At 66.9% G+C, this 5,193-nt stretch carries 4 protein-coding genes and 1 pseudogene; 2 read left to right on the top strand and 3 right to left on the bottom strand.

Annotated elements, in window-relative coordinates; all coding sequences use genetic code 11:
- Window positions 1–77: 77 nt before the first annotated feature.
- On the bottom strand, window positions 78–923 hold the full coding sequence (locus tag AB0I23_RS41055; RefSeq protein ID WP_359118326.1) for a hypothetical protein: 846 nt from the start codon (window positions 921–923) through the stop codon (window positions 78–80).
- A 188-nt stretch (window positions 924–1,111) separates the two neighbouring features.
- Complete coding sequence (locus AB0I23_RS41050; RefSeq protein ID WP_359118330.1) at window positions 1,112–1,480, bottom strand: hypothetical protein; 369 nt, start codon at window positions 1,478–1,480, stop codon at window positions 1,112–1,114.
- Here AB0I23_RS41050 and AB0I23_RS41045 point away from each other — a divergent pair.
- Together AB0I23_RS41045 and AB0I23_RS41040 are read left to right on the top strand one after the other, a co-directional pair.
- Window positions 1,373–2,631, top strand: a pseudogene (locus AB0I23_RS41045) (ISL3 family transposase). The gene AB0I23_RS41050 and the pseudogene AB0I23_RS41045 sit on opposite strands and share 108 nt — an antisense overlap.
- Window positions 2,632–2,661: 30 nt before the next feature.
- Window positions 2,662–4,302, top strand: coding sequence for a recombinase family protein (locus tag AB0I23_RS41040; protein WP_359118328.1), 1,641 nt, complete (start codon window positions 2,662–2,664; stop codon window positions 4,300–4,302).
- A gap of 120 nt (window positions 4,303–4,422) precedes the next feature.
- Here AB0I23_RS41040 and AB0I23_RS41945 read toward each other — a convergent pair.
- Window positions 4,423–5,193, bottom strand: a 771-nt coding sequence (locus tag AB0I23_RS41945) for an integrase catalytic domain-containing protein (RefSeq protein ID WP_436847079.1), incomplete at its 5' end; no start/stop codon positions are given.

The raw sequence follows: 5,193 nt of genomic DNA, 5'->3' as shown, positions 1-5,193 counted from the left end.
ACGACGGGTCATCACAAGCCCCCAGACGGCGAGGCGACGTTTCTCTGCTACCGGCCTACTGCAACCCTGACCCGCAGTCAACAAACCACCGCTAGGCCTGGAGTTACGCCATCATCATCGTTGCGCCATGCCTCGAGAATCAGGAGTAGGTCATCTACATCCTCAGGATTGTCAAGGAGAGGGAGTAGAGCGGGGAGCAACGGCGCGCGCGCATCGCGAGACGAGTCGCCCAGCAACTCTGCGGCGTTGAACGCCTCCACGTGGGCATCAGAGCCAGGCTCGCTGTGGATGCGCAGCCCGGAGACCACCAGATTGATGGCGTCACTCAGCGCCCTCTTGCGGATCAGTCGCTCCACTACCTCAACGAGCGGCTCCATCGTCCACGGGGTCTGCCCAATCCGCTGGTTGGCGGGCAGCGAGGCGATCATCGCCGCGGCCATCTCATCGCTCCAGGCAAGTCCCGCGTCCAGGCCTGCCGCGACTGCGGAGATCCGGACCTGCGCCGGCTCTTCTACCCGGAGGGCGCTGGCAGCCAGATAACTGCCCTGCGACGGCTCAAGCAGCGCTATGCCGAACAGCAGGTCTCCCCGGATGGATGGGTCGGTCTCCACCTGCCAGCAAGAGAGGAGCGCTGACAGGGCGGCCTTCGGCGCGCGGCCCTGCGCAACTGCCCAGACCGCCCATTCCCGTACGACAAGATCTCCATGGGTCAGTAGCGGGAGCAGAGTCGGAAGTTGCGCCGCCAGTGCATACCTGGCAGCCCCAGGTGGGACACCGACCTCGCTATCGCTCCTGGCCATGGAGCCGAGCAGGTTCAGCAGGAACTCGCTCTGAACGCCTGCCGCGGCCAGCCGTGCAAGGAATGGAACGGCGACAGGGGCAGCGGGAAATACCGTCTCAGAGTTGAAGATCTGATCCGCCAAAGCGTGCATTGCACTCTGCGACGTGAGCGTGTCGGGGGACGCCAACGCCCGCAGAATCTGCGGTAGTTCGGGGGCGCCACACTTGACCCACGGTTGGGAATCCAGGCCGTCGTACACCGAATTAGAATCCACGGAGCGATACTGTCGACTGTGCGGCCCGGAAGGGAAGACCGGGCTGGACAGTGCGGTCAGGAGGGCAGGTCGGCGAGGTCGAGTCGGCGTGCGGAGTGGATCACGGTGACTTCCAGCAACCGCAGCTTGGCCAGGTCCACGTGGGGAGTTGTGGGCAGCGGGCTCTCCTGCGCATCGGTGAGCCATTTGTGGCTCTCCTGTCGCTTCCGTGGGTCGTTGACCAGGGCTGATACGCAGAACACGCCGTACCCGGGGTACGTTTCGACTGCTGAAGGTACGAAACGAATAAACCTGGATACGGCGTGCAAAGTAAGAGGATATGGGTTCGGTTGCTCGGTGTCGAAAAGACGCTGATCGAGCAGGTCGAGGCCGAGGAGGCAGGCCCCGAGGGCGGTGTCGGTGGTGAGCTGGTGATCGTGGCGCATGTCCGACCGGCGAAGGCAGGGAGCGGTGCGGGATCTGTCAGCGCAAGGTGGCGAAGTACGACGCTGGTGAGGGACGCCGCCGCTGGCGGGCCCTGGACCTGGGCGTCATCCAGGCATTCCTCGAGGCCGACGCGCCCCGGGTCTCCTGCCCCGAGCACGGCATAGTGGTCGCCTCGGTTCCCTGGGCGAGGCACGGCGCCGGACATACCCTGGCGTTCGACGCGCAGGTGGCCTGGCTGGCGACCTGCTGTTCCAAGACGTCCGTCACCCAGCTCATGCGGACTGGTTGGCGCACGGTGGGCAACATCGTCGCCCGGGTCTGGGCGGACGTCGAGAAGTCGGTGGACCTGTTCGCCGGGCTACGACGGATCGGTATTGACGAGATCAGCTACAAGAAGCGCCACAAGTACCTGACCGTCGTGGTGGATCACGACTCCGGGCGTCTGGTCTGGGCTGAGGCCGGCCGGGACAAGGCCACCCTGCGTAAGTTCTTCGACGCCCTGGGGAACGAGCGCGCCGCGAAGCTCACCCACGTGTCCGCGGACGCGGCCGACTGGATCTCCACGGTGGTCGCCGAGCGCTGCCCGCAGGCGGTACGGGTGATGGACCCGTTTCACGTCGTTCAGTGGACCACCGACGCCCTGGACGTCGTGCGCCGTCAGGTGTGGAACGCCGAGCGCGGAGGCAAGGGCAGATCCACCCGAGGCTCGAAATCCCTGAAGAAGGCCCGCTTCGCGCTGTGGAAGAACCCCGAGGACCTCACGGCCGGGCAGCGGGCCCAGCTGCTCTTCATCGCCAAGGCTCACCCGCTGCTCCACCGGGCGTACTTGCTCAAGGAAGGTCTGCGCACCGCCCTCAAACAGGGCCCCGACACCACCGAGGCGCTGTGGGACTGGGTGCTCTGGGCCCGCCGCTCACGGATAGCGGCCTTCGTCGAGCTGCAGCGCAGCATCGTCAGACACTTCGACGCCATCACCGCCGCCGCCGAGCACGGGCTGAGCAACGGCCTGGTCGAGTCCATGAACACCAAAATCCGACTGATCACCCGCATCGCCTTCGGCTTCAAGGACCCCAAGTCCCTCATCGCCCTCGCGATGCTCAGCCTCGGCGGCCACCGACCCCAGCTACCAGGCCGTCAACTCACGAACTGACCACCCACGGAAGCGACAGGAGAGCCCTATATCCGGCAGTCCACCCTCAAACAGGTGATCAACAACACCGAGTCCACCCAGCGGCAGTACGCCCTTCGCAGCCGCGCGATCGCACTGGGCTGGGACCACTCCCAGATCATTGTCATCGACACCGACCAGGGCCAGTCCGGTGCCTCCACCGAGGGCCGGGACGGCTTCCAGCGCCTGGTCGCCGAGGTCGGCATGGGACATGCCGGGATCGTCCTCGGACTGGAAGTAAGCCGCCTGGCCCGCAACAACACCGACTGGCACCGACTCCTCGAGATCTGCGCCTTGACCGGCACCCTGATCCTGGACGAGGACGGTCTCTACGACCCCGGCAACTTCAACGACAGGTTGCTCCTCGGCCTCAAAGGAACGATGTCAGAAGCGGAGTTGCACCTGCTCAAGGCCCGTCTGCGAGGCGGGGTTCTGTCCAAGGCCCGACGCGGTGAACTGGTTCAGCCGCTGCCGGTCGGCCTGGTCTACGACCACGCCGAGCGGGTAGTTCTGGACCCGGATGCCTCGGTCCAGCAGGCCATCCGGCACCTGCTGGTCACGTTCGCCGCCACCGGATCTGCCTACGCCGTCGTCAAAGCCTTCGCCGACGCCGGCCTGAAGTTCCCCCGCCGGCTCCGCACCGGCCCCAACAAGGGCGAGCTGACCTGGGGCATCCTGCAGCACCACCGGGTCCTGCAGATCCTGCACAACCCGCGCTATGCCGGCGCGTTCTTCTACGGACGCCACTCACACCGCCGCGGCCCCGGCGGCAAGACCGCCACACGCGTCCTGCCACGCGATCAGTGGACGGTGCTGATCACCGACGCCCACCCGGGCTATCTGACCTGGGCGGAGTTCGAGGCCAACCAGGCCCGGCTCGCGGAACTCGCCGCCGCCCACGGCACCGACCGCAAAGCCTCCCCGCCCCGCGAGGGCACCGCGCTGCTGCAGGGCGTGGTCTCCTGCGGCAAGTGCGGCCGCCGCATGACCGTGCGCTACCAGCACTACAAAGGCACCAGCAAACCCATCTACCTCTGCCAGTACGAGGGCATCCGCAACGCGCACCCGATCTGCCAGACCATGGTCGGTGACCAGATCGATGCTGCCGTCGGCGAACTGCTGCTGTCCACCCTCACCCCGCTCACCCTCGAGGTCGCACTGCGGGTGAGCGACGAGCTCGCCGGCCGCGTCGAGGAAGCCGACCAGCTCCGCGCCGCCTGCGTCGAACGCGCCCGTTACCGCGCCGACCTCGCCAGGCGCCGCTACCTGGCTGTCGATCCCGCCAACCGGCTGGTCGCCGACACGCTGGAGGCCGACTGGAACGCTTCCCTGCGTGAACTCGCCGAAGCCACCGAGGAGTACGACCGCGCGAAGAACACCGCGATCGGCCCGCTCTCGCCCGAGACCCGTGCCAGGATCACCGCGCCGGCCGCCGACTTTCCCCGGCTCTGGAACGACCCGGCCACCCCGATGCGGGAACGCAAGCGCATGATCCGGCTCCTGGTCACCGACGTCACCCTCACCAAGACCGACCACATCAGTGTCGGTGTCGTCCTGCACGGCGGCCAGAGCCACCAGCTCACCCTGCCCCGGCCACTGACCGGCTGGGAACTGCGGCAGACCGACCCCGCCGTCATCGCAGCACTCGACTAACTCCTCGAAGAACACACCGACGCCCAGAGCGCGGCGATCCTCAACGAACGCGGCCTGCCCAGCGGCATGAACCGCCCGTTCACCCGCGGCATGATCGTCCACCTGCGTAATGCATACCACCTACGCAGCCACCGCCAACGCCTCCTCGACGCGGGAATGCTGACCGTGTCCGAACTCGCCCGCCACCTCGGAATCCACTTCCAGACCGTCAAGCACTGGCGCCGGGACGGCATCATCACCGGCGTCCTGGCCAACGACAAGGGCGAGTACGTCCACCCCCTGCCCGGCCCCGAACTCGTTCGGCCCGTCATCGGCCGACCACGCCGCAGCGTCCTCGACCCCGAACACTCCGCAACGACCCGATGAGGTGCAGTGTGATGACAGAGGTTTGAGGTGGGGGGTATAGGCGGGCAGGTCCTCCACTGTCACGTCCAGGAGGTCGAACGCGGCGGTCACCGTTCGGGACAGGAAGTCCTTGCCACGGTCCACCCGCACCTTCTCCGGCAGCCCGCCGAACGGACCGTAGGGGTCCTCGCGCAGCACCGCGGAGCGCAACGCGGCCAGCACCGACTCCCGCGACGGATGCACCGGCGTCACCGCGACGCCGGTGATCGCGTTCGTCGCGCAGTCGGTGAACCACGTGATCCACGGCCTGCGTGAAGTCCCCTCGACACCGACCAGCACCGGCGCCTGGACATGGTCGGTCTCCCACACCTGGTTACGCCAGCCCCGCGGCCGCGCCAGAAACACATCGTGCCTGCGGGCCTCACGCTCCCCACCCGCAAGCCCGGCCCGCCCCTCCCTGTCAGACTCTCGTGAAACATGAGGACAATCGAGTCTTCTGTTGTTAGCAGGGCGAGAACAGGATCTTTCGAACGTGACGCTGAGCAG

This window comes from Streptomyces atratus, from assembly GCF_040655115.1.
GTDB lineage: Bacteria > Actinomycetota > Actinomycetes > Streptomycetales > Streptomycetaceae > Streptomyces > Streptomyces atratus_D.
Note: the sequence above shows the minus strand (reverse complement) of the source record. Positions and strands in the feature narration are given on the sequence as shown.

Excerpts from the sequence above, each read along its gene's own strand:
- AB0I23_RS41050 (WP_359118330.1), bottom strand. The coding sequence starts at position 1,480 with ATGCGCCACGATCACCAGCTCACCACCGACACCGCCCTCGGGGCCTGC.